General features: G+C 38.5%; 25 protein-coding genes. 22 read left to right on the top strand and 3 right to left on the bottom strand.

The genetic code is table 11. The annotated features are described in order from the left end of the window. The first annotated feature begins 48 nt into the window (after positions 1 to 48). Entirely contained in the window at positions 49 to 1047 is a 999-nt protein-coding gene (locus tag KH893_RS09230; RefSeq protein ID WP_281165865.1) for a hypothetical protein, read from the top strand. 11 nt (positions 1048 to 1058) lie between these two features. Beyond that, on the top strand, positions 1059 to 1427 hold the full coding sequence (locus tag KH893_RS09225) for a DUF3899 domain-containing protein (protein WP_281165864.1): 369 nt from the start codon (positions 1059 to 1061) through the stop codon (positions 1425 to 1427). Between the two features lie 3 nt (positions 1428 to 1430). Here KH893_RS09225 and KH893_RS09220 read toward each other — a convergent pair whose 3' ends face one another. Further along, on the bottom strand, positions 1431 to 2768 hold the full coding sequence (locus tag KH893_RS09220; protein WP_281165893.1) for an HD domain-containing protein: 1338 nt from the start codon (positions 2766 to 2768) through the stop codon (positions 1431 to 1433). A gap of 122 nt (positions 2769 to 2890) precedes the next feature. Here KH893_RS09220 and KH893_RS09215 point away from each other — a divergent pair, with 122 nt between their 5' ends. The 8 genes from KH893_RS09215 to KH893_RS13205 all read left to right on the top strand — a co-directional run bounded on the left by KH893_RS09215 (position 2891) and on the right by KH893_RS13205 (position 9680). Further along, the gene (locus tag KH893_RS09215; protein WP_281165892.1) at positions 2891 to 3328 is read left to right on the top strand and encodes a YwiB family protein; all 438 of its coding nucleotides are present in this window, start codon (positions 2891 to 2893) and stop codon (positions 3326 to 3328) included. A 44-nt stretch (positions 3329 to 3372) separates the two neighbouring features. After that, the gene (rpoE, locus tag KH893_RS09210; RefSeq protein WP_281165863.1) at positions 3373 to 3936 is read left to right on the top strand and encodes a DNA-directed RNA polymerase subunit delta; all 564 of its coding nucleotides are present in this window, start codon (positions 3373 to 3375) and stop codon (positions 3934 to 3936) included. Positions 3937 to 4115: 179 nt separating this feature from the next. Next, positions 4116 to 5717 carry a CTP synthase gene (gene pyrG / locus KH893_RS09205; RefSeq protein ID WP_281165862.1) on the top strand — a complete coding sequence of 534 codons (1602 nt, stop codon included), beginning with the start codon at positions 4116 to 4118 and terminating at the stop codon, positions 5715 to 5717. A 104-nt stretch (positions 5718 to 5821) separates the two neighbouring features. Next, a complete protein-coding gene (locus KH893_RS09200) occupies positions 5822 to 6025 on the top strand; it encodes an LBP_cg2779 family protein (protein ID WP_281165861.1) in 204 nt (67 codons plus the stop codon). Between the two features lie 226 nt (positions 6026 to 6251). After that, complete coding sequence (murA, locus tag KH893_RS09195; RefSeq protein ID WP_281165860.1) at positions 6252 to 7535, top strand: UDP-N-acetylglucosamine 1-carboxyvinyltransferase; 1284 nt, start codon at positions 6252 to 6254, stop codon at positions 7533 to 7535. Positions 7536 to 7550: 15 nt separating this feature from the next. Next, on the top strand, positions 7551 to 8846 hold the full coding sequence (gene rho, locus KH893_RS09190; RefSeq protein ID WP_281165859.1) for a transcription termination factor Rho: 1296 nt from the start codon (positions 7551 to 7553) through the stop codon (positions 8844 to 8846). Between the two features lie 104 nt (positions 8847 to 8950). Beyond that, positions 8951 to 9202: a type B 50S ribosomal protein L31 gene (locus KH893_RS09185; RefSeq protein WP_281165858.1), complete on the top strand. Its 252-nt coding sequence runs from the start codon at positions 8951 to 8953 to the stop codon at positions 9200 to 9202. Positions 9203 to 9548: 346 nt separating this feature from the next. Next, positions 9549 to 9680: a zinc ribbon domain-containing protein gene (locus tag KH893_RS13205; RefSeq protein ID WP_427860222.1), complete on the top strand. Its 132-nt coding sequence runs from the start codon at positions 9549 to 9551 to the stop codon at positions 9678 to 9680. Positions 9681 to 9798: 118 nt separating this feature from the next. On the opposite strand, the gene KH893_RS09180 is transcribed toward KH893_RS13205, so the two are convergent. Beyond that, complete coding sequence (locus KH893_RS09180; protein WP_281165857.1) at positions 9799 to 11022, bottom strand: multidrug efflux MFS transporter; 1224 nt, start codon at positions 11020 to 11022, stop codon at positions 9799 to 9801. Between the two features lie 226 nt (positions 11023 to 11248). Here KH893_RS09180 and KH893_RS09175 point away from each other — a divergent pair, with 226 nt between their 5' ends. Together KH893_RS09175 and KH893_RS09170 are read left to right on the top strand one after the other, a co-directional pair. After that, on the top strand, positions 11249 to 12556 hold the full coding sequence (locus KH893_RS09175) for an NCS2 family permease (RefSeq protein ID WP_281165856.1): 1308 nt from the start codon (positions 11249 to 11251) through the stop codon (positions 12554 to 12556). 607 nt (positions 12557 to 13163) lie between these two features. Further along, positions 13164 to 13970, top strand: a complete 807-nt coding sequence (locus KH893_RS09170) for a TIGR02452 family protein (RefSeq protein WP_281165855.1) — start codon at positions 13164 to 13166, stop codon at positions 13968 to 13970. Between the two features lie 73 nt (positions 13971 to 14043). Here KH893_RS09170 and KH893_RS09165 read toward each other — a convergent pair whose 3' ends face one another. Further along, positions 14044 to 14184 carry a hypothetical protein gene (locus tag KH893_RS09165; protein WP_010579912.1) on the bottom strand — a complete coding sequence of 47 codons (141 nt, stop codon included), beginning with the start codon at positions 14182 to 14184 and terminating at the stop codon, positions 14044 to 14046. A 128-nt stretch (positions 14185 to 14312) separates the two neighbouring features. Between KH893_RS09165 and KH893_RS09160 the strand changes: the two genes are divergently transcribed. From KH893_RS09160 to KH893_RS09115, 10 genes are all read left to right on the top strand, one after another. Continuing rightward, the gene (locus KH893_RS09160) at positions 14313 to 14750 is read left to right on the top strand and encodes a GNAT family N-acetyltransferase (RefSeq protein ID WP_281165854.1); all 438 of its coding nucleotides are present in this window, start codon (positions 14313 to 14315) and stop codon (positions 14748 to 14750) included. A 383-nt stretch (positions 14751 to 15133) separates the two neighbouring features. After that, on the top strand, positions 15134 to 15688 hold the full coding sequence (locus KH893_RS09155) for a LemA family protein (protein WP_281165853.1): 555 nt from the start codon (positions 15134 to 15136) through the stop codon (positions 15686 to 15688). Between the two features lie 27 nt (positions 15689 to 15715). After that, complete coding sequence (gene htpX, locus KH893_RS09150; RefSeq protein WP_281165852.1) at positions 15716 to 16603, top strand: zinc metalloprotease HtpX; 888 nt, start codon at positions 15716 to 15718, stop codon at positions 16601 to 16603. A gap of 27 nt (positions 16604 to 16630) precedes the next feature. Next, positions 16631 to 17410, top strand: a complete 780-nt coding sequence (locus KH893_RS09145; RefSeq protein ID WP_281165851.1) for a hypothetical protein — start codon at positions 16631 to 16633, stop codon at positions 17408 to 17410. 156 nt (positions 17411 to 17566) lie between these two features. Beyond that, positions 17567 to 18934: a UDP-N-acetylmuramoyl-tripeptide--D-alanyl-D-alanine ligase gene (locus KH893_RS09140; RefSeq protein WP_281165850.1), complete on the top strand. Its 1368-nt coding sequence runs from the start codon at positions 17567 to 17569 to the stop codon at positions 18932 to 18934. 30 nt (positions 18935 to 18964) lie between these two features. After that, a complete protein-coding gene (gene cshA / locus KH893_RS09135) occupies positions 18965 to 20449 on the top strand; it encodes a degradosome RNA helicase CshA (RefSeq protein ID WP_281165849.1) in 1485 nt (494 codons plus the stop codon). 158 nt (positions 20450 to 20607) lie between these two features. Further along, complete coding sequence (gene acpS, locus KH893_RS09130) at positions 20608 to 20976, top strand: holo-ACP synthase (RefSeq protein ID WP_281165848.1); 369 nt, start codon at positions 20608 to 20610, stop codon at positions 20974 to 20976. Positions 20977 to 20989: 13 nt separating this feature from the next. Continuing rightward, a complete protein-coding gene (alr, locus tag KH893_RS09125; RefSeq protein WP_281165847.1) occupies positions 20990 to 22105 on the top strand; it encodes an alanine racemase in 1116 nt (371 codons plus the stop codon). Between the two features lie 36 nt (positions 22106 to 22141). Further along, on the top strand, positions 22142 to 22393 hold the full coding sequence (locus KH893_RS09120; RefSeq protein ID WP_281165846.1) for a hypothetical protein: 252 nt from the start codon (positions 22142 to 22144) through the stop codon (positions 22391 to 22393). 16 nt (positions 22394 to 22409) lie between these two features. Then, positions 22410 to 22778: a type II toxin-antitoxin system PemK/MazF family toxin gene (locus KH893_RS09115; protein ID WP_010580388.1), complete on the top strand. Its 369-nt coding sequence runs from the start codon at positions 22410 to 22412 to the stop codon at positions 22776 to 22778. Positions 22779 to 22789: the final 11 nt, after the last annotated feature.

Below are 22789 nucleotides of genomic sequence, written 5' to 3'. Positions count from 1 at the left end.
ACGTGTTATAATCAAGATAAGATAAATCAAAGAATGGGGGCGGCAGGATTGAAATTCGAACAAGGCAAATTATTGGTAATCGTGTTCTGTTCGTTTTCGCTATGGAGCTTAACTGCCTGTTCTGCAACCAGCCAGCAGAATTCAAGTCGAGAAACCGTCACAGCAACGAATCAAAATCAAAAGCAAAAACAATATCAGCTGGCACTAAAAGAGCTAGATCATGGGGCGGATCATCAGGCTTTTGAACGCTTAAAAAAAGTGGTTACGCAAAATACAGCCACAGCTAAAGAAAAGAAACTATATAATCAACTTGGACGTGTCTTAGAGGCTAAGAAAAACTTGGCAGCTGGTAATTTAACAACGGCGCAAACTAATTTAGCAGGATTAGAAAAAGTTGATCAGCCAGTCAGTTTGGTTAAACAGATCACTGCTTTAAAAAAAGAACTGCGCGCTTCAAAATTAGCTAAAATCTATTATCAAGAAATCATTGCTTATTATCAGGCTGGAAAATATACGGCAGCTGGTGGCAGTTACCAAGCTTTGTTAGACTTATCAAGCAAATATCAATTAGTTGCGGCCTATCAGGCTAAGGCAGCCAAATATGGAAAACTAGTTTCTCAGCGTCAGAGTCAATCGGCGGCTTCCAGTACTTCTGCTGAGAGTTCTTCAGCCGTCGCGAGTGCTAAAACGGCGACGAGCGGTTATACTAATGCTCGCAACTCAAAACTGCTTAGTTCTGAATATGCTCAAAAAACTGGCAGTTCAATTTCAAGTGCCACAAATAGCCAAGTTTCTTCGGTGGCCGAGTCTTTGTCGAACAATCAAGTGTTGGAAAAGTTTTTTAAAACATCTCAGATTCCGCAAGAAGCCGGCGATCAATATTACGTAAAAAAAGTCGACACTCAGACTTACCAAATCGAAATTCGACATACCAGTCCTTCTGATAGCAATGTTTCAAACCTCAAGGGAATGTATCAATTTGAGATAACAACTGGTAAAGTTGCTAAGTTAAATGAAGTTACCGGTAATTATGTCAATATCAATTGAGATGGAGAATTATGGAAAATTTAAATAAAAGGTATTTTTTTAAACTAACAAGTTTAGCACAACTTATGGGGCTTTTGATTGCGGTAATAAGTTATCCACTGAAGTGGAACCTATATCTTTCCAATTTATTATTTTTGTTAGGTTTAGCTTTGATTTGCACAGCAGTTGTTGATATTTTGTTAGGAGCACATTTAATGGCGGGATGGTTTCAGCGACGAAAAAAAGGCGAAACTGATCAGGAGTATCAGCAGCGTAAAATTGATATTAAAAAAGTCGGAGAATTAAAAAACAGGCCAGTTACGATTCACCGTTTCGGTACCAGTTGCTTGATCGTAGGGCTGACCTATATGTTTTTAGCAATTATTATCACACTTAATTGAAGCTTATTTAGTTGGATTACTGATCCAACCATTTTTTAAATAGCTGTGAAACTCTTGAAAAGTTGGTCCTTGACCGAGGATCATTTCTTTGGGAAAGAAGAAACGTTCATCGCCTAGAAATTTCCCGGTGATTGCTTTGACCAGTTTGCTGACGGTTGATAGTTCAACCAGAGATCCATCGTCACGCATTAATTTGATTTGAGCAGCCTGTTGCTTTTTGCCGGGTTCATAAGCATCGTATGGCAAATCATAACTATTATTAGTAGCTGTATAGTAAGTTGCATCAAAGCCGGCCTGATGAACTAAGTCTTTCAATTGAGGCAAAAATTTTCTAGTTTGCTTAGAGTAGCAAACGGATTTGAACGGTTTGCGATTTAAAAAGCGACGTGCCAAGTCACTTAAAATTGGATCTGAATCATCACACCAAATGTTGAAATAGGTATTTAAGATGTTATCATCTAATTTTAAGTAATCTTGCAAGGAGAACTTCCCAACAAAAAAGGGCAACAACATTTGTGGCAACTGATCTTTATTCCAGTGAGAATTTTGATAGAGCGATTTGGCCCGTAAAAGAAGGTGGTTCAAAATGACCTCCATCGAACGTGATACTGGATGAAAGTAGACTTGTTGATACATTTGAAATCGGCTAATGATATAATCTTCGACTGCATGCATCCCACTGACATGAAAAGTTATTCCATTCCGATAAGGTCGCATCATGCGCAGAATTCGTCGTAAATCGAAAGTCCCATAATTGGTGCCAGTATAATATGAATCACGCAACAAATAGTCCATGCGATCAGCGTCAATCTGACTGGAAATCATTTGAACAACTTGTGGATTAGGATAAGTCTTTTGAATGACGCTAGCGACTTTTTGTGGGAATACTGGTGATACTTTACGTAAAACTTGATTGACTTCAGTCTTGGGTGACAACAGGATTTGAGCCGTCAGAGCTTCATGATTGGTTTGAAAAATATGTTCGAAGGTATGCGAATAAGGTCCATGACCAATATCATGCAATAAAGCAGCACAGAGGGCAACTAAACGTTCGTGATCATCCCACAAACCATCTTTTGGTTGCTTGGAGGGATAGTTTCTGGCAAAGGTGTCGCAAATTTGGCGTGCAATTTCATAAACGCCAACAGAATGTGTAAAGCGAGAGTGTTCGGCACCATGAAAAGTACTGTTGGCAGTCCCTAATTGTCGAATTCGCCGTAAACGCTGAAATTCTTTAGTGTTGATCAAATCTAAAATAATTTGTGATTGGATATAGATATAACTGTGGATTGGGTCGCGTAAAACTTTTTCTCGCGGTAATAATTTATCACGTTCTTCGATCAAAATCACTTCCTGACTAGGATAATATTTAAAACTATTATAGCATTATAGTAACGATAATAAACAGTTTAGCTATCAGGTATTGAGATAAATGGTATAATTAGTTAATGGTACTTCAGGAGGTGAAGACTTTGGAAAATGGAACACCAATTTTGATCCATTTGCTGACACAACGCGAACAAGCTGGCGAAGTCAGTGAATATGAAAAAAATTTTTCTGGGCGAATTTTTCAAATGGGCAACTCATTGTATTTGAGGTATATTGAAGCAAGTGAGCCAGAAAAAACTACAGTAACGTTTAAAATCACCGAAGATAGCAGTATTCATTTGAGCAGAAAACGGGATGATTTAAAGTTGCAGCTTTTTTTCAAAGACAATCATCGGATAGCCGCAACTTATCAAACACCTTACGGATTATTGCCAATTGAAACAGTTACTCCTAACTTACAGGTGATTTTAAATGAGTTTCCATTGGCAGGCAAAATCAAAGTCGACTATTTGTTATATAATGGGTTAGAACTGCTTGGCAAATATAAAATTAGATTGCAATTTACTACTTGAAAAGGTATCATAAAGGTTAGACTGTTGAAAGGACGTGTACCAGGTTGGAGCTAGAAAAGTTTAAAGATGCCGATCGGAGCGAGTTGTCAATGATCGAAGTTGCACACGAGATTTTAAAACAGCATGGAGATGTGATGCCCTTTGCTGATTTAACCAATGAAGTGCAGGAATTCCTTGGTAAAAGTGATGAAGAAATCCGGGAACGTTTATCCCAATTTTATACTGATTTGAATATTGATGGCAGCTTTATCTCACTCGGAGATAATCTTTGGGGCTTGCGTTCTTGGTATCCGTATGATTCAATTGATGAAGCAGTTGTGCACATCGAGGATGATGATGACGAGGAACATGATAAACGTCGGAAAGTTAATGCCTTCATGGATGATAGTGACGATGACGATGATGATGTGATTGATTTTGATGATGATGATGATCAAGATCAAGATTTTACTGATTCTGATCATGATGAATCAGAATTAAAGGAATACAACAAAGATTTAAGCGACATTGACGAGACAGATGATGATGTTGATGATAATGAATTGCCTGATGGAATTGAAGGTCAACTTTCAGAATTATCTGATGATGATTTAGATGATCAGGCTTAAAAATAATTACTTGACGTTCAGTCTTTGATTTTGTAGAATGCTTATTGGGCACCTCATGATTTTTATTTTGTGGGGCTGGTTAGATCGGAACTACAAGCTCCCTATTCAAGGAATAGGGAGCTTGTTATTTTGTTATTGCCAAAGTTTGTCTCTAAAAAACTAGCCAAAGGAGTTTAGTGATGACCAAATATATATTTGTAACTGGTGGAGTAGTTTCATCTTTAGGAAAAGGAATCGTAGCAGCTTCACTCGGTCGTTTGTTAAAAAATCGGGGATTGAAGGTTATGATCCAAAAATTTGATCCCTATATCAATGTTGACCCAGGAACAATGAGTCCTTATCAGCATGGTGAGGTTTTTGTAACAGACGACGGGACGGAAACCGACTTGGACTTGGGACATTATGAGCGCTTTATCGACATCAATTTAAACAAATATTCAAACGTAACTACTGGGAAAATATATTCGGAGGTTATCAAAAAAGAACGACGTGGCGATTATTTGGGAGCGACAGTTCAAGTCATCCCGCATATTACTAATATGATCAAGGAAAAAATCACGCGGGCTGGCACAACTACGAATGCCGATGTAGTAATCACCGAAGTTGGTGGCACGGTCGGAGATATTGAATCTTTGCCGTTTTTAGAAGCTTTGCGCCAGATGAAGGCGGATGTTGGCAGTGAAAATGTCCTTTATATCCACACCACATTGATTCCATTTCTCCATGCAGCTGGTGAGATGAAAACCAAACCAACTCAGCATAGCGTCAAAGAATTGCGTGGCGTAGGCATTCAACCTAATATTTTAGTTGTGCGGACAGAAAAACATATTTCTGCCAGTGTGCGGAATAAGATTTCGAACTTCTGTGATGTTGAGCCAGATGCCGTGATTGAATCAGTCGACGTTGATTCGTTATACAAAATCCCGCTTAATTTGCAAAAGCAGGGGATGGATGAAATTGTTTGCCGCAAGTTGCACCTAAATACTCCACAGGCTGATATGACAAAATGGATCAAATTAGTTGATCGAGTCGAAAACTTAACTAAGCAGGTCAAAATTGCTCTGGTCGGTAAATATGTCAAATTGCCGGATGCCTATATTTCAGTCAATGAAGCTTTAAAACACGCGGGTTATGCAATTAATGCTGACGTTGAAGTCGAGCTGTTCGATTCTGAAAAGATCACTGCTGAAAATGTTACTGAAATGCTAGCTGGGTATGATGGCATTTTAGTTCCCGGCGGCTTTGGCAATCGTGGATTAGAAGGGATGATTCAGGCAATTCGATATGCACGTGAAAATGATGTGCCATATTTGGGAATCTGTTTGGGAATGCAGATGGCCTGCATTGAATTTGCGCGGGATGTTGTTGGCTTAGCGGATGCTTATACAACTGAAGTTAAACCGGATTGCCAAAACAAGATCATTGATTTAATGGCTGACCAAGAAGATGTTGAAGAGATGGGCGGTACTTTACGTTTGGGGCTTTATCCGTGCAAGCTAAAACCAGGAACAGTAACGGCGGCTGCTTATGATAATCAAGATGTAATTCAAGAGCGTCATCGTCATCGTTATGAATTTAATAATGAATACCGCAAGACCTTTATTGAGCATGGATTGACTTTTTCAGGAATCTCACCTGATAATCATCTGATCGAAGTGATTGAGTTGACTGATCGTAAGTTTTTCGTAGCTTCGCAATATCATCCCGAATTTTTATCTCGGCCGCAGCGTCCAGAAGGTTTGTTTAAAGCCTTTATCGCTGCCAGTGCTGATCAAAAATAATTTTTTGACAACATTTTTTATTTTGACTAAAGCCTCGAACACCAAGTAAAAAAATTATGGTATGCTTAATATTGTAAAACATATAAGCTGTGAGGTGATTTTTGATGAGTCAAGGGCGAGCAGAATCTTTAGCTGATAAGATTGTAATTTTCCAAGAAAAATTTCATTTGACAGATACCGAATTGTCTTTAAAGAGTCATTTGCCAGTAGAAAAGATTCATGGAATTAAGCAGCGGACTTACCAGCCACAAACTGATGAAGAACAGGTTTTGTCGAATTTTATTGCTAATTATCGTGCAGTTAAGTAATTGTATTTAGTTAGCAAAATGCTGATTTTAAAATATTGTTGGCCAATGCTAACAATATTTTTTTAATTTTTGATTAGTATTTTCAATATTTTGATTAGATTAATTGAAACCTGACATGCTATCTTGTATTATGGATAAAGGCCTTCTGTAAGTTAAATAATTTTTAACTTAGCATGAACGCCGCTACATTGAACTTGATTTAAATGTGAGTGGAGAATTATTAAAAATGAAAAAAATGGTAATTAAGGGCGGACAGAAATTGTCGGGTGAGGTGACCATTGGTGGAGCAAAAAACAGCACCGTGGCTTTGATCCCAGCGGCTATTCTGGCAGATACGCCGGTCAAATTTGATTCGGTACCTGATATTTTAGATGTACACAATTTAATGCTAATTTTGAAAAAAATGAATGTTATTTCTAATTATTCTCATGGAGAATTGGAAATCGATCCAACCCAAATTAAAAACGTCCCTTTACCAGGCGGGGCCATTCGGAGTTTACGAGCATCGTACTATTTTATGGGAGCTTTACTTGGAAAATTTGGTAAGGCTTTGGTTGGCTTTCCAGGCGGCGATAATATTGGACCGCGGCCAATAGATCAACATATTAAAGGCTTTCGAGCTTTGGGTGCAATCGTTGAGGAGCGAGATGATGCGGTTTCAATTTATACTTCCCCAGCTGGATTGCATGGTGCGCGAATTTTTTTTGATATCGTTTCGGTTGGCGCAACGATTAATGTTTTATTAGCGGCAGTTAAGGCTAAGGGAACGACGATTATTGAAAATGCGGCTAAAGAACCAGAAATAATTGATTTGGCAACTTTCTTGAATAATATGGGCGCACAAATTCGTGGAACTGGAACTGATGTAATTCGAATTAAAGGTGTCTCAAATTTAAAAGCTCAAAATACGCATACGATCATCCCAGATCGAATCGAAGCTGGTACATATTTGTCCTTTGCAGCAGCTAATGGTGAAGGTGTCTTAGTTAAGAATGTAATTACTGAACATCTTGAACCATTTATTGCTAAATTAATTGAGATGGGTGTGTATTTAGAAGTTAATGAAGACAGTATTTATGTTGAAGGTGGACATAATCTAGCACCGGTCACGATCAAAACAGCACCATTTCCTGGCTTTGCAACGGATCTACAACAACCAATCACCCCTTTATTGATGAAGGCTAACGGTTGCAGTAAAGTTATTGACACTTTATATCCAGAACGGATCAAACATATTCCCGAATTACAAAAAATGGGTGTTAAGATCAATAGTCAAAATGGGGTGATTTCCATCAATCATTCCACTAATTTAATTGGAGCGACGGTGGAAGCTAGTGAAATCCGGGCTGGGGTCTCTTTGCTGGGGGTGGCTTTAATGGCTAAGGGAACAACGGTTATCAATCATGCTGATAATATTTTGCGTGGTTATGAACGCATCGTTGACAAATTAGCTGGCTTATCAGCTAAAATTAAATTAGTTGATGAAGCAACTGTTTCGACTGACCAATAATTTTAGGAGAGAAATTTGACAGATAATTTAACTTTACTGGATTTACGCGAGAAAACCCTTAAAGAAATTTATAATTATGCTCGTGAATATAAAATTCCTTATTATAGTCAAATGAATAAAAAAGAATTAACACTGGCTGTAATTCGGGCTCAGGCTCAAGAACAGGGTTATTATTATATGGCCGGTGTTTTAGAGCTTTCTAATAATGAAGATGGCTTTGGATTTTTGCGGCCAATCAACTATGGGCCTTCACAGGAGGACATCTACATATCCTCTTCTCAAATTCGTCGGTTTGGTTTAAGGAATGGAGACTTGGTTGCTGGGAAGGTTCGTCCGCCCAAAGCTAAGGAACGTTATTATGGGTTAATGCATGTCGACAGTGTTAATGGCAAACACCCAGAAGAAGCTAAGCAACGGCCACACTTTCCAGCTTTAACGGCGATCTATCCTCAAAAGCAGGTCAGTTTAACAACGAATCAGCAACAAATTTCGACACGAATCATTGATTTATTTGCCCCAATTGGTTTTGGCCAACGCGGTTTGATCGTTGCACCGCCTAAAGCTGGCAAAACGAGTTTATTGAAAGCAATCGCCAATGGAATTGCCCAAAATTATCCTGCTGCCAAATTAATGGTTTTACTGATTGACGAACGTCCGGAAGAAGTGACTGATTTAGAGCGGACGGTTAAAGGTGAAGTAATTTATTCGACTTTTGATCAACGCCCAGAAAATCATGTTCGGGTGGCCGAACTGGTTTTAGAGCGGGCAATGCGCTTGACGGAAGATAAACAGGATGTCGTTATTTTGTTAGATTCGTTGACTCGTTTGGCAAGGGCTTATAACTTGGTCGTGCCTCCCAGTGGTCGGACTTTATCAGGTGGAATTGATCCGGCTGCTTTATTTAAGCCAAAAAGGTTTTTTGGAGCTGCTCGCAATATTGAAGAAGGCGGCAGTTTAACGATTTTGGCGACGGCTTTAGTTGAGACTGGCAGTCGGATGGACGATATGATTTATGAAGAATTTAAAGGAACTGGTAATCAGGAATTGCAGCTCTCAAGGGATCTGGCTGAAAGGCGGATCTTTCCAGCAGTTGATTTAAAAAAATCTGGAACTCGCAAGGAAGAACTACTGCTTGATAAAGCAACCTTGGACTTTTTATGGAAATTTCGACGAAGTATGAATGGAGATACCTTACGTAACAGTGAGCAGCTGATCAGATTGATGAAACAAACCACCGATAATCAAAGGCTAATGGCTAAGCTGACAACGATTTGGGGTCGTTCAAGTCATTTTACGAAAAAAAAAGAATAAGCTAAGTTGCGTTGTGTTTTGTTTTATGATATTATACAATTTGTTGTATTGGAAAGAATTAACTCTGGCTCAGCAAATGGACCAGGGCAAAGGAGAGTAACAAAATGAAAAAAGGAATTCATCCAGATTATCATCAAGTAGTTTTTCAGGATTCAGCTACTGGCTATAAGTTCGTATCTGGTTCGACCAAGACTTCCAAGGAAACGATTGAATGGGAAGATGGCAATACTTATCCGTTGATTCGTGTTGAAATTTCTTGTGATTCACATCCTTTCTATACTGGCCGTCAGAAGTTTACTCAAGCTGATGGACGGGTTGATCGTTTCAATAAAAAATATGGTTTTACCAGCAAATAAAAAAGCCTTCAGATGGGGGCTTTTTGAAAATGAGCAAGGAAGAACGTTCTTTCAAGGACGTGTTCCCTTGCTCATTTTTTTAGCTATCTGATTTTAAAAACTATAAAAAGGCAAACCTGATGGCAGCTAGATACTCCGAAAAGATTGCTAATCAAAAAAGCAATTATTTTCAAATATTATAAGAGTTTAGTAAAACAATCTGTTGTGATTAAAATTGAGAATTTGAAAGCCAAGAATCTGATGAAGAATCAGCATCTTGTGCAAATTAAAGTTGGAAAGAAATTTGTGACAGTTAGGATATAAGTGTGCTTGGTAAGGTAAATAGTTAGCCACTGTTTATCCCAAGATTAACCAAGTCTGCAGTAATTATAGATATGATAGTAAGTACACTTTAGATATTCGACAGGTACCTTGTTCTAGTTGTGGCATGAATCATGATGGAGATATTAGTGCTGCTAAGAATATCTTAAGTGCTTAATAGAAGACTAAATTGGACTCGGACAGCCCAGCCTTTAGTAAATTATCGCCTCTGCACTGGCCTTTAAGTGAATAAAGTTGTAAGTCAGTGGTGTTCTCAAAAAGCAGCGCATAGTTCACTACTCTTTTTTAGGCTTAACTGAGAAGTGAACCCAAAAGAATCCTAAAAAAGTAATTAATGCGGTTGACAAAAAGACACTGCTATAATCTCCAAAACCTGAAACCAATGAACCAACTAATGGACCGGAAACATTGCCTAATGCCTGAAATGACTGGTTATAACTAAAAATCCTGCCAGTTGCTGCTGTTGGAGAATTTTTAGCCAGCAAAGCTTGAACTGCCGGTAGCAAGGCAGCATTAGTGATTCCAATTAAAAAACGCAAGATTCCTAATTCCCAAACATTAGTTACCAAGGCCATTGGCAAATAGATTAAAGCGGCAGTTGCCATTCCAAACATTAGGATGCGTTCTGTGCCAACCCTATCACCAAGAGCACCTAGCCGAGGAGCAGCAATTAAAGTTGAAAAGCCAGGCAAAGAAGCAATAATTCCACTAATGATTGTAATTGGTCCGTGGTAATTCATTAGTTCGCGAATATATAAGCTGAGGATTGGGCTGATCGAAAAGTTTCCTAATTGGATCAGCATAGTTGTGAACAGCATTCCGACAACGATCCGCCGGTTGGGCAGAGTTGAGAAGATTTCGCGGGCACCTTTCATTTGGCTTTTCTTGACGGGAACAAAACTTTCATGAACGAAAAAAACACTTAATAAAAAGACGATCAATAAAATTACTCCAGTGATCACAAAAGTTATTCGATAGCCAAAATTTGCGGCAACAAAACCACCAAAAAGCGGTCCAAACAAGGTACCAGTCACATTCCCGGTAATCAGGATTCCTAAAGCTTTGCCACTGTGTTCTTTCGGGGTTTCAGTTGCAATCAAGGCATTCGAGTTGCTGACGTAACCAGAAAAGACTCCCTGTAAAAGCCGTAAAATAATCAGTTGGTAAATATTAGTAACTGCTCCCATCAAGCCAATGACGATCGCCATTCCCAAAGAAGCACGCAAGATCATTAATTTGCGACCTTTACGATCAGCTAATTTCCCCCAAAATGGTGAAATGATTGCCATTACCAAAAATGTTGCTGAATAAGTAATACCGCTATAAAAGTTAAGCTCATTTTTTGAGAAATCTCCCAAAGTATCAATGTATAAGGATAAAAAAGGCATGACTAAGCTGAAGGCGATCCCAGCCATAAAAGTTCCGCACCATAAAACAATTAAATTCTTTTCCCAAAGCGCACGCGGCCTAAACAGCAGGCCTTTGAATTTAGTGAGCATAAAAAAAACTCCTTTAGAAACCAGCAAAAAAGTAAATTCCGACTAAGAACAAATTAGAGTATGAATATATTATAGCGAAGGTCGCAATCACTTCCAAACGAGTTGCGCTTTAAAAAGAAAAAAGGACTAAGAAAATGCAGTTTACAATTTATAAGGATTATAGTATAGTAAAAGGCGTTCGTTAATATGATAAGCTATCAATAATGTTCGGAAAAGGAGATAAATTGTGAAAGAGAAAATTGAAGATTACTTTGGGCTGGAAAAACTGCATACAACATTTCGTCGCGAAGTTTTGGCTGGCTTTACAACTTTTATTTCAATGGCATATATTTTATTTGTCAATCCCAGTGTTTTAGGCGCCTCGGGGATGAATAAAGGTGCTATTTTTACGGCAACCGCATTAGCAAGTGCTTTGGGCTGTTTAATGATGGGAATTTTGGCCAAATATCCAATCGCCACTGCACCCGGTCTAGGGGTTAATGCTTTTTTTGCTTATTCGGTCTGCATTGGAATGAAGATTCCTTGGCAAACGGCTTTAGCGGGAGTTTTTATCGCTTCAATCATTTTTGTAATTATTACGATTTTTAAACTTCGTGAATTGATTATTGATGCGATTCCAGCTGACTTGAAATCAGCAATTTCTGCTGGAATCGGATTATTTATTGCATTTATCGGCATGGAAGATGGCGGCTTGATCGTTAAAAATAGTTCAACGATTGTCGGCTTAGGGAATTTTTCGGGAACTACCTGGCTAACGATTTTTGGGTTGATCGTGACGGCAATTTTGATGGTTAGGAAAACTCCCGGTGGAATTTTCATTGGCATGGTTGCTACCTCAATTTTAGGAATTGCTTTAGGAATGATCAAATTGCCAACGCAAGTCTTTTCAATGGCTCCAAGCCTTAAGCCAACTTTCTTAGTAGCAGTTAAACATATTGGGGATATTAATTCTTTGCAGTTAATTGTTGTTGTGCTGACTTTCTTATTAGTTACTTTCTTTGATACGGCTGGTACTTTAGTTGGTTTAGCCCAACAAGCTGGTTTTATGAAAGATAATAAAATGCCACGGATCGGTCAGGCTTTGATGTCGGATTCGACGGCGATGTTAGCTGGTTCTTTGCTGGGAACTTCACCAGTTAGTGCCTACATTGAATCCTCAGCGGGAATCGCCGTTGGTGGCCGTTCAGGCTTGACGGCTGTTGTTACCGGAATCTTATTTATTTTTGGATTATTCTTTTCACCATTACTTGCAGTGGTTACTAGCCAAGTAACTGCACCGGCTTTGATCATCGTTGGTGTTTTGATGGCTGAAAGTATGAAGAACGTTAATTGGGAAAAGATGGAGATTGCGATTCCTTCTTTCTTGATCGTCTTAGGGATGCCATTGACTTACAGTATTTCAGATGGTTTAGCTTTAGGTTTTATTGCTTATCCAATTACGATGGTTGCTGCTAAACGTGGTAAAGAAGTGCATCCAATCATGTATGGCTTATTCTTTGTCTTTATTATTTTCTTCTGGATTTTGAGTCGTTAATGAGAATCATAAACGCCAAAAGTAGCTTTCAATTTTGAAGGCTACTTTTTTTGACGTGTGCCCGTCAAGAGTGAATACTAAGTGATAAAATTCCACTGTGGACCGTAGTAGTCGGGATCACGAGCTAAAGAGCAGAGTGTCCACTGTGAGATGGAATTTGCAGGAAATCCAAAGCAAAGTGCTGAGCCAATGAATAAGAAGTGGTTATCAGGCTGCTTGCAGTGGCTAAGGTTGCATCACAAACTGAAGTTTAACAGTACTCGAAACTGTATGCAGTAAAGCCAATGGTTGGATGGCACGAAAGATATCGTTCTTACCCGGGGGAGGTCTGTATTATATGTTTCCGACAAGAGGAAGGAAAGCTTTGCAGGAACAAACTAGGCAGTGATGTTTAGCTGAATGATACAGAAGTCAGCCGAGGTCATAGTAGTGGCATAAATTTTCAAGCCCGTATTGAACCATCGTATACGGAACCGTACGTACGGTGGTGTGAGAGGTCAGTAAATGGACTAATCAGTTATTTCCTACTCGATTTAAGATTAAAAATAGATTAAAATAAAATTTGTGTTATGATGAGAGATGAGAAAGAATAAGGCAGGCAAACAAAGTGGTTAAACTGACTAAAGAAGAATATCGTCAAATTGCCCACCATACGATGAATTTATACCAAGTTGAAATGAATGGTCTTCAGCAAAAATCGCAATTGGTTGAAAGTAGTCTTTTAGAACAGCAACAGCCATTTCAAAGTAAAAAGCTAAAAATTATTGTTAACCGGGAGAATGTTTTGCAGCGAATTAGGTTGGCAACGGATGTGTCAACTAAGGTCGGAGTTTTAAATTTTGCTGATCCAGTCGAGCCCGGTGGTAACTTTCGTCAGGGGAGAGACGGATGGGAACAAGCAATTTGTCGCAATACATTTTTATATCCTGAATTAATGCAATTTCGACGTAAATATTATTATTATAATCAATGTCATTTCAATCAAGGCTTATATAGTCAGAAAATGATCGTTTCACAGCAAGTTAAAGTTTTACACGATGAAAGTGAAAAAAGCTACCTAAAGCCAGCAAGGTTTGTTGATTTTATCAGTATCTCTGCACCTAATTTGAAATTAGCGGCCAAAGAGAACCATCAGATCAGGGCAAAAAAATTACAGTTAGATTTGCAGCAAAGAGTTATTCAAATATTGCGGCAGTTTAAAATTTTGCAGGATGAGTATTTAATTTTAGGAGCTTTTGGTTGTGGACGGGCAGGCAATGATCCCCAGACAGTGGCCGAGGTGTTCAAAAGGGAACTTACTAAACCAGAATTTGTAGGTGCTTTTAAAGAGGTCTATTTTTCCATTATAGATGAACGTCAAAAAGAAATTTTTGCATTGATTTTCAACAAGCACCGAAAAATAGTTTTAGAATGAAGTGTAAAACAAATCATAGAAAAAGAGGTTGTCTTAGACAGCCTCTTTATTCCTCAAAATAGTTGATAAAAAATTAGTTTTCTAATTTTTTGGCATCAGCATCGATCCGTGCAAAACCAGAACCGTTACTCTTCTTTTGAGGATGCTTTGCGCGGTCTTCTAAGGCTTTGCGAGCTAATGCTTTACGTTCTTCTTTACTCAACTTGTTTGACATTGCGATCGCCTCTTCCCTTTGAAATCCACACGGTGCGGAATTAACTCCACACTTCTATTTTAAACCAAACCTTGATTATTTCAAATGTTCTTATTAATTGATTTTCTAAAAAAGGAAGGAGTTAACAAATGAAATTTACAATAAAAAATGGGACAGGGACTTCAGCAACTTGTTATCAAGCTGCTTTAATGATTCGTCAGCAAGTTTTTGTTAAAGAACAGCATGTTTCACCAGAACTAGAAATTGAAAATGAGGATCAAGCAAGATACTATGTCGGCTATCTTGATTCAACGCCAGTAACAACTGTCAGGGTGATCGAACAAGCTGACGGTGCTTGGCATTTACAACGGGTTGCAACCTTAAAAAAATTTCGCCAGCAAGGCTTAGCACGCCGAATGTTGAACTTTGTTGAAGAATCGGCCAAAAAGTCAGAGGTACCATATCTAACTTTGGGAGCACAGGATCAAGCACAAGGTTTTTACTTGAAACTAGGATACAACGTGGTTGGTGATGGCTTTTTAGATGCAGGAATCAAGCATCATCGAATGGAAAAAAAGTTATATTGAAATTACTTGTAATTTTTAATTATCGGATTATAATGAAATGTATGCGATGAGTCGAGAAGAACCAGGTAATGGATTAACATTATTTTGTTGCGGCAATTAATGGTTCAATTTCGAAGCGGGACACGTTTGCCAACGGAATTTTTGGTGTGCTTATGTCAGTCATTGTGGAGTGAATGGCATATATTGATAATAAAGATCGATACCGCAGGGCCGGAGTGAAACGTTTGTTTTGTTCCGGTTTTTATTTTGGCTTTTTAAATTCTTAGTTTATTGTTAATTTTATTGTTTAAAGACAGGAATACTTTCAACGAGTAAATCAGTTTGGTATGATAGAGCAAAGATAGTTGTATTTTGTGGTGTAATTAAGTAATGGAGGAACGCAAATGACTTGGATCATTCTTTTAATTATTATAATTGTTTTGGTGTTTGGCTATATTGCACTTTACAATGGTTTGCAGCGAGCTAAAGTTTATACTGATGAATCATGGAGTCAAATTGATGTTCAACTGAAACGGCGAAATGATTTAATTCCTAACTTAGTTGAAACGACTAAGGGCTACGCCAAACACGAACGAGAGACTTTTGCGCAAGTCGTTAAGTTGAGAAACCAGATGATTAGTCTTCCTGCTGATCAGCAGGAAAAGAAGATGGAACTTTCAAATCAATTAAGTGATTCATTAAAATCAATTTTTGCGCTAGCTGAAAATTATCCGGATTTAAAAGCTAATCAGGAATTCACCAAGTTAATGGAAGAACTTTCAAACACTGAGAATAAAATTGCTTATTCGCGGCAGTTATTTAATTCCAGCGCAGCAGCTTACAATCAAAAGTTGTTAACTTTCCCATCAAATTTAGTTGCTAAAATTCATGGCATGAAAAAAATTGCTTACCTTGAAGTTCCAACTGAGGAAAAAAATGCACCCAAGGTTTCTTTTTAAGGTTAATTACAAAGGAGAAAGTAGAGTATGCTGTTTCAGCAAATTGCGAGTAATAAACGAAAAACTTTATTAGTAATGATTGTTTTTTTGCTGTTAGTGGCTTTGATTGGTGCTTCTTTAGGTTATGTTTTTTGGGACAGTACAGGCGCAGGTTTAATTTTAGCTATGATTTTAGGGGCTTTTTATTCGATTTCGATGTTTGCTCAATCAACGGAAGTCGTTATGCGAATGAACAATGCAGTTGAAATTAAAGATGAACAGCAATATCCTGAATTGTGGCATATTATTGAAGATATGACCTTAGTTGCCAAGGTTCCTATGCCGCGGGTCTTTATTATTGAAGATCCAAGTCCCAATGCCTTTGCAACTGGCAGAGATCCGCAGCACGCTGCAGTGGCAGTTACGCGAGGCTTGCTAAATCGTTTGAACCGCGAAGAGCTTGAGGGTGTGATTGCTCATGAAGTATCCCACATTAGGAATTATGATATTCGGCTACAAACCATTGCCTTGGCTTTGGTTTCGGTTGTTTCAGCGTTAGTTAATATTGGGATGAATTCCTTTTGGTGGGGTGGCGGTCGGCGCCGTGATAATGATAATAATGGTGCTAATGTACTTGCTTTGATTTTATCAGTAGTTGTTTTGATTTTAGGCCCTTTAGCTGCGACTTTAGCACAGATGGCCTTGTCACGTAATCGTGAGTATCTAGCTGACGCTTCTGGAGTTGAGTTGACGCGTAATCCTCAAGGGTTGATTGATGCGTTAAAAAAGATTTCGGTTAGTGAGCCAATGAAAAAAGTTGATCCAAGCAGTGCATCGTTGTATATTGCCACACCTTTCAAGTCGAATTCATGGGCACATTTATTCGATACTCATCCACCAATTGAAGATCGAATTGCTCGCTTAGAAAAAATGTAAGATTTTAAGTGAAATCGAGGAAAACAGATGCGCAATAATATTGTCTATGTGCATATTGAAAGAGTTTCCCATTTAACTTTAACTTATGGGATCTCGATAATTGATTTTTTAGCTGGGATCAAAAAAAAACCAGAAAATGTTTTGTCACTTGGGATAGTCGATCCATCTCAAGAAATTGATATCTATTCAGGTTTTAATATGTATATTGGTCAAAATCAAGTGCAAAGTTTTTTGTTGAGTCAAGCACAAAAGGATTTACAGTGGATTGATTTTGATCATTCTTTTGATTTGGAGTCTTTGACACCGCAAGAAGTGGCCGAAATGTTATATTTGGGTCATGCTTTCACCCATCTGAAGTCACCATTTTATTATAAATTGCAGAATGATTTTGTTTATTTGACGTTGCCAAATGGCGCAAATAAGATCTATTATCGTTATTTACCGAGCTTTTACCATGTTTTATCGAAAAGCTTGACTCGGCATTTGACGGCAACTTATCGAGAAAGGCGGACATTTTTCTTAAGAAAAAGAATTGCTGATTTTCCAGAAAGTCTCGTGCGCCAGTTGTTGACGTTATTAATCGGTGGAGCAGTTTTTGACTTCGGTAATACCCGAATTCGTGGGCAGGAGTTAACAGTCCCACTTTTAACAGCACCAGAGTCCGTCTATCAACTAAAGTGGCATGAACCAACGATGCTGATTGAAAAATCTTCATTAGTTGGGAATTTAAAATATAATTTGACTTCACGAAAATGGCAGTTGATCGTTTTATCGCCGGAAGCTTTTGAAGATAATCTTAACTTTTAATCGGTTGGTCCTCCTCAGCAGCTAGTTTTGACTGAGGGGGATTCGTGCGTTTTCCGTCAAGATTATGATTGTGATACAATAGCATAGGTACTACTTAATAATCATTTTGAGATGAAAGATTTAAATCAGCTTGGAAGTTGAAAGGAAGTTTTACTGATGAAGATGCAATTAGCAGAAATTGCGAAAGCACTTAAGATTACTACCAAAGAAGACTGGAAAAATGTTACGGTGACGAGTGTGTCTTTTGATACCCGGACATTGCGGCCTGGAGCATTATTTGTTCCCTTGATAGGAGAAAATGATGGTCATCAATTCGTTGAAAAAGCAATTGCAAATGGCGCTGTAGCAACTCTTTGGCAATCTAATCATCAAAAAGCGGCTTTTTCATTTCCAATTTTAGAAGTTAATGATACGCTAGCTGCCTTGCAGAAGTTGGCTAAATATTATTTGAATAAAATTAATCCGCGAGTAATTGCAGTAACTGGCAGTAATGGTAAAACAACGACTAAAGATATGATTGCTGCCATTTTGGCTACCAGCTTCAATGTTAAAAAAACTCAGGAAAATTTCAACAACCAGATTGGTGTACCAATGACCGTTTTGAACATTGAACCTAACACAGAGGTATTGGTTGTTGAAATGGGCATGGATCATTTTGGTGAACTTGATCATTTAAGCCGTTTAGTTTCACCAGATTTGGCGGTCATCACGATGATTGGGGAAGCTCATATCGAATTTTTTGGCACACGTGATAAAATTGCTGATGCTAAGATGGAAATTACCCACGGTTTGAAAGAAGACGGCATCCTAGTTTATAACGGTGATGAACCGTTGTTGCGACAGCGGACCAGCAAACTGTTGCAGGAGACACGAACGTTTGGTGGTGCACAAGACAATGACTATCGCGCAACTAATGTCGTTAGTAACGAAAAACAAACCGGTTTCCGGGTTACTAAGTGGCCAGAACTTAATTTTACAGTTCCAATGATTGGCTCTTACAATGTTAAGAATGCTTTGGCAGCTTTAGCAGTTGGTGATTATTTTCAAATTCCGATTGAAAAGATGGCAACAGCTTTAAATAACATTTCAGTAACAGCAAATCGAACTCAGTGGATCGTTGGCAGTCAAGGAGAAATGATCTTAAGTGATGTTTACAACTCCAATCCAACAGCAGCTAAATTAGTTTTAAAAGCTTTCTCTCAAGCCCCTACGACGGGGAAGCGGGTAGTTGTTTTAGGTGACATGCTAGAATTGGGATCAGCTTCACCGCAGATGCACGCAAGCTTAGCTCAGGCGATCGATCCACAAAAAATTGCTGAAGTCTTCTTATGTGGGACACAAGTTAAGACTTTAGCAGCTGAATTAGTTGATAAATTTTCTGCTGCTCAGCTTCATCTTTACGATTTGAATCATCAGTCACAACTGATTGCTGACTTAAAGAATTCACTTAAAGCAAAAGATTTGGTCATGCTTAAAGGAAGTCACGGAATTCACCTTGAAAATGTTTTAGCAGCACTAAGATAGATTAAGATTTAATTATAGGAGGATATTTTTTTGAAATTTACAGAACTCGGCCTTTCAGAAGATTTATTAAAGGCAATTAAGCGCAGCGGCTTTGAAGAGGCAACGCCAATTCAAGCAGAAACTATTCCTTTAGTTTTGAAAGGTGACGATGTTATTGGTCAAGCTCAGACTGGAACCGGGAAGACAGCAGCCTTTGGTTTACCAGTCTTAGAACATATTGACGTTAAATTGAATGAAATTCAAGCGTTGATCATTTCGCCAACTCGTGAATTAGCGATTCAAACGCAAGAAGAACTTTATCGTTTGGGTAAAGATAAAAGAGCCAAGGTCCAGGTGGTTTATGGTGGAGCGGATATCAGTCGCCAAATCAGGGCATTAAAACGAGCACCGCAGATTCTGGTTGGGACTCCGGGGAGATTATTGGATCACATTCGCCGACGGACGGTCAAGCTTGAGCATGTTCAAACAGTCATTTTGGATGAAGCAGACGAGATGTTGGATATGGGCTTTGTTGAAGATATTGAAAGTATCATCAAAGAAGTGCCTTCACAGCGTCAAACATTGCTCTTTTCAGCAACGATGCCACCAGCTATCTTGAAGATCGGTGAGAAATTTATGACTGATCCTCAGATTGTAAAAATTAAAGCAAAAGAATTAACAACCGATCTGGTCGATCAATTTTTCGTTCGTGCACGCGAACTGGAAAAATTTGATACAATGACGCGAATTTTAGATGTCCAATCTCCTGATTTAACAATTGTCTTTGGACGAACTAAGCGTCGAGTTGATGAGCTTTCTAAAGGTTTGGAGGCTCGCGGATATAATGCTAAGGGAATTCATGGTGATTTGTCCCAGCAACGGCGCTTAAGTATTCTAAAGCAATTCAAGGCCGGTAAGTTGGATATTTTAGTTGCGACGGATGTGGCAGCTCGGGGATTGGATATTTCCGGAGTTACGCATGTTTATAATTATGATATTCCTCAAGATCCCGAAAGTTATGTTCACCGAATTGGTCGGACAGGGAGAGCCGGGCACCATGGTGTTTCAGTAACTTTTGTCACTCCAAATGAAATGGATTACTTAAGAGTAATTGAAAAATTGACAAAAAAACGGATGATGCCGCTTAAACCACCAACCGAACAGGAAGCCTTCATTGGCCAAATGTCATCAGCTATGAAGGAAGTAGCAGAATTAGCTGACAAGGTCGATACTGACAAATTTGCTGATCAAGCGGAAAAACTCCTAGGCAAGTATGACGCGATTGATTTAGTAGCTATCTTGTTGGATGAGTTGACGCATGATTCAGCAACTGAGGTGCCAGTTAAGATTACGCCAGAGCGTCCATTACCAAGAAGAAAGAAAAATGATTTTCATAAAAAGCATTTCAGTTCTAAAAAAAGATCATATAATGGTAATCATCGTAATTATGAATCGAAAAAAGACAAACGTCGAGAGAAGTTTTCAAGACGGTCGACTTCTAACCAGCATGGATACAAAATAAGAAACAAAGGTTAAAGTAACTGAATAAATAATGAAGGCTGCGATTTGCGTAATTGCAGTTAGGATGACTATTCGTACTGAAAAGCTGGATAGTCATTTTTTTATTTTTTACTAAGTTGAATTTGTGGTAAAATTGCAATGAGATTCAACTATAATTAAATTAGGTGAAAAAAATGATTTTTGGTATTGGAATTGATTTGACTGAGATTGACCGAATCGAAGGTGCCTGGAAAAAGCATCCAAGATTTATTGAACGGGTTTTAACACCTAACGAGAGAGCAGTTTTAGCTAACTATTCTGGTCGACGACAGCTGGAATTTTTAGCAGGCCGGTTTTCAGCTAAAGAATCTTTTTCTAAGGCTTATGGTACTGGGATTGGCAAGTTTGTTTCTTTTTTAAACATTGAGATTTTAACTGATCCGCGTAGTGGACGGCCAATTATTGCTAAGTATCCGCAAGCAGATCAAATTCAGGCATTTCTATCAATCTCACATACGGATTCTTTGGTAATGACTGAAGTAATTTTAGAAAAGCAAGTTTGAGAGAAGGAATTTTATGGTTGTAGCATGGCATCGCCCAACAAAAGCGGTGATCGATTTGACAGCAATTAAGAAGAATATTAAAATTGAAAGAAATTTACTGGGGGCTAAGCAACAATTGTTTGCTGTTGTTAAGGCGAATGCATATGGCCACGGCGCTATTCAAATTGCTTATGCAGCTCGTCAAGCAGGGGTCGCGGGTTTCTGTGTGGCTGTCATTGATGAAGGCTTACAATTGCGACAAGCAGGTATTACTGAACCAGTTCTGATTTTAGGGGTTAATTCACCTTTAGCTGTACCAGTCATGGCGGCCAATCGATTAGCAGTGGCGGTTGATAGTTTAGAATTTTTAGAGCAGGCAGCAAAATATTTACCAGTTGGTCAGCGATTGAGTGTCCATTTAGCTTTAGATACCGGAATGAGTCGGATTGGTTTTAAGAATCAAACTGATTTACAGGCGGCGGTTGCTTTTTTAAGGAATAATTCTGATAAGTTTGATTTTGCTGGTATTTTTTCTCATTTTGCAACTGCTGATGCTAGAAGTAATGATTATTATCAAGTTCAATTAGCCAATTTTAAGCGTTTGATATCAGTTGTTGATCCGTTGCCACGGTATGTTCATGTCGCTAACTCAGCGGCTTCATTGTGGCATCGAGAATGCGGTGGAAATTTAGTTCGTTTGGGAATATCAATGTATGGCTTGAATCCTTCCGGTAGAGAGTTACAACTTCCGCAAAAACTATTTCCGGCACTCAGCTTAGTTAGTGAATTAGTTTCGATTCATCAACTAATGGCTGGGGAGTCCGTCGGCTATGGCAAAACATACACGGCAACTAAGGATGAATGGGTTGGGACAGTTCCGCTGGGGTATGCTGATGGTTGGCCCAGAAGTTTACAAGGTGCGCAGGTTTTAATTGCTGGACAAAGGTGTGAGATTATTGGTCGAATCTGTATGGATCAATTTATGGTTCGATTGCCGCGACAATTGCCAGTAGGGACAAAGGTGACAATGATTGGCAAGGATCAGCAAAATGAGATTACTATTCAAGAAGTTGCTGAATATGCTAACACGATCCATTATGAGATTCTTTGTGGTTTGTCAGATAGAGTGGCACGGGTATATTTAAATTAATTTTGACTTTTCAAATTATCAGGGGTGGAATGACTAGTGGCTTATCAAAATGAATTTGGTAAAGATATCTTCAAGAATGAAAAGGATCGTCTAAATGCCTATTGTGCTTATTATGCGATCGATCAATATCAATTAGAAAAAGATCCATCGTTATTTGAATATGTTATTAAACATCAAAAAATCCTTGATGATTTGATTAAGGGCTACGAGGAAATGGGACCACTAAATAAAAAAATTTGCAGTGAATTTGTGAGTTGCGAATGTGAAGTCAAATTAACCAAAAAATAAATAAAGGGAGGATCGTATGGCAGGGAAGGAAGTAAAACGTGGTGATATTTTTTTCGCGGATTTATCACCAGTCGTTGGATCGGAACAAGGTGGAAAAAGGCCGGTTCTAATTATTCAAAATAATATTGGCAATCGTTATAGTCCAACTGTGATTATTGCTGCGATTACTGCTCAAATTCAGAAGCCTAAGATGCCGACACACGTTGGCTTAAGAGCAGCTAAAGTGGGGATTGAAAAGGACTCAGTGGTTTTATTGGAACAAATTCGCACAATTGATAAACAGCGATTGCAGGACAAGATTGCTCATTTAACAGATGAAGAGATGCTTCAAATCAATCAAGCTATTGATGTTAGTCTAGGCTTGACTGAAATACATAAGAATTAATTTTTAATATT

Origin of the sequence: Liquorilactobacillus sicerae (assembly GCF_029916425.1) — a bacterium.
Lineage (GTDB): Bacteria > Bacillota > Bacilli > Lactobacillales > Lactobacillaceae > Liquorilactobacillus > Liquorilactobacillus sicerae.
Note: the sequence above shows the minus strand (reverse complement) of the source record. Positions and strands in the feature narration are given on the sequence as shown.

What these genes read in the sequence shown, in the direction of transcription:
- pyrG (WP_281165862.1), top strand. Translation starts at nt 4,116, where the DNA reads ATGACCAAATATATATTTGTAACTGGTGGAGTAGTTTCATCTTTAGGA.
- KH893_RS09180 (WP_281165857.1), bottom strand. Translation starts at nt 11,022, where the DNA reads ATGCTCACTAAATTCAAAGGCCTGCTGTTTAGGCCGCGTGCGCTTTGG.
- KH893_RS09115 (WP_010580388.1), top strand. Translation starts at nt 22,410, where the DNA reads ATGGCAGGGAAGGAAGTAAAACGTGGTGATATTTTTTTCGCGGATTTA.
- KH893_RS09145 (WP_281165851.1), top strand. Translation starts at nt 16,631, where the DNA reads ATGCGCAATAATATTGTCTATGTGCATATTGAAAGAGTTTCCCATTTA.
- murA (WP_281165860.1), top strand. Translation starts at nt 6,252, where the DNA reads ATGAAAAAAATGGTAATTAAGGGCGGACAGAAATTGTCGGGTGAGGTG.
- KH893_RS09200 (WP_281165861.1), top strand. Translation starts at nt 5,822, where the DNA reads ATGAGTCAAGGGCGAGCAGAATCTTTAGCTGATAAGATTGTAATTTTC.
- KH893_RS09155 (WP_281165853.1), top strand. Translation starts at nt 15,134, where the DNA reads ATGACTTGGATCATTCTTTTAATTATTATAATTGTTTTGGTGTTTGGC.
- alr (WP_281165847.1), top strand. Translation starts at nt 20,990, where the DNA reads ATGGTTGTAGCATGGCATCGCCCAACAAAAGCGGTGATCGATTTGACA.
- acpS (WP_281165848.1), top strand. Translation starts at nt 20,608, where the DNA reads ATGATTTTTGGTATTGGAATTGATTTGACTGAGATTGACCGAATCGAA.
- KH893_RS09225 (WP_281165864.1), top strand. Translation starts at nt 1,059, where the DNA reads ATGGAAAATTTAAATAAAAGGTATTTTTTTAAACTAACAAGTTTAGCA.
- KH893_RS09140 (WP_281165850.1), top strand. Translation starts at nt 17,567, where the DNA reads ATGAAGATGCAATTAGCAGAAATTGCGAAAGCACTTAAGATTACTACC.
- htpX (WP_281165852.1), top strand. Translation starts at nt 15,716, where the DNA reads ATGCTGTTTCAGCAAATTGCGAGTAATAAACGAAAAACTTTATTAGTA.
- KH893_RS09160 (WP_281165854.1), top strand. Translation starts at nt 14,313, where the DNA reads ATGAAATTTACAATAAAAAATGGGACAGGGACTTCAGCAACTTGTTAT.
- KH893_RS09165 (WP_010579912.1), bottom strand. Translation starts at nt 14,184, where the DNA reads ATGTCAAACAAGTTGAGTAAAGAAGAACGTAAAGCATTAGCTCGCAAA.
- KH893_RS09185 (WP_281165858.1), top strand. Translation starts at nt 8,951, where the DNA reads ATGAAAAAAGGAATTCATCCAGATTATCATCAAGTAGTTTTTCAGGAT.